This is a genomic window from Companilactobacillus halodurans (genome assembly GCF_009600985.1).
GTDB classification, from domain to species: domain Bacteria; phylum Bacillota; class Bacilli; order Lactobacillales; family Lactobacillaceae; genus Companilactobacillus; species Companilactobacillus halodurans.
Map to the genome: position 1 here is coordinate 1 of NZ_VDFP01000271.1, position 1052 is coordinate 1052.

Annotated in this window: 1 pseudogene; it reads right to left on the reverse strand. The window is 34.1% G+C overall.

Going from position 1 to position 1052, the window contains the following annotated elements:
* Positions 1-95: 95 nt before the first annotated feature.
* Positions 96-1052 (reverse strand): annotated as a pseudogene (locus FHL06_RS14535) (hypothetical protein); the annotation flags it as partial.

Consider the following 1052-nt stretch of genomic DNA (forward strand, 5'->3'; position numbering starts at 1 on the left):
TGTTGAATTTCACGGGTTGTAATTTTAGCACCCATTTTTTCTAGTTCTTGGTCTGTTTTAGTAAACATGATATTGAATCCCTTCTCTATTTATTTTTAATCTAAGAATTGAACGTGAATAACTGCTAATTCCTTAACAGTGAAGTCAACGTGATAGATTCCTTTTGAATCAAGTGTTGCGTCTAAGACTTCGTTTTGTAATTGATTGTTCGAATCACGATACGTGATTGAAACTTTCTTAACATTTCGGTCTTTTAAGAAGAAATTAATTCCGTCAATGTCATCAATCGACCAATTGCTGATAATCATTTTAGATTGATTTTCGTCAATGACCATCTTGCAATTGTACATGTTGACTAAATGTGGAACGCTTAACTGTTCTTCAAAGAAATGTTTTAAATCTCCTTCACGAATATCAGTATATTGAGCTTGCCAACCGTATTTTGGAGAATCCGTCATAGGTAAAATGTAAAATTTATCATCACTGACAGTTACAGGTCCCAATTGATTCTCAAAACGATCATAAGCTGAAGAATGTACATGAACTGGAGTTTTATAATCGACTTTTACATAATTGCCGGTATGAGTTAACATAGTTAATCTTGGATTGTTGATACCAGAAATCGTTTCTCCGTCAAATTGCTCAAATGACTGTTGTCCAGAACGATTCTTGATAACTTCAATACTTGTCGCATTTATCAAATCCAATAGATGACGATTATTCAAAATAACTACTGCATCCCCGTCCAATAGGACAAAGTTACGTGAAAGCATTTGAGTAATTTGTTCATCTGACAAGGTATTTAAGAAATTACCTGTAATTGCAACACACTTATTTTTGATTTCCTGATCAGTATAATTAAGTGGTTTAGTTGCGATTCCAAGTGTTGAAAGCAATTCAAGCCATTGGGTCTGTGATGCCATCAATCCTTCTAAAGTACCTTCGGAATCAATCTTCGTCTTAGCAACATCTTGATTCATTGGAACTATAACGCCGCTACGTTGTTCAATAGCAATGCCGTTTTCATACAAGAAATCCAAAAATTCCTTATC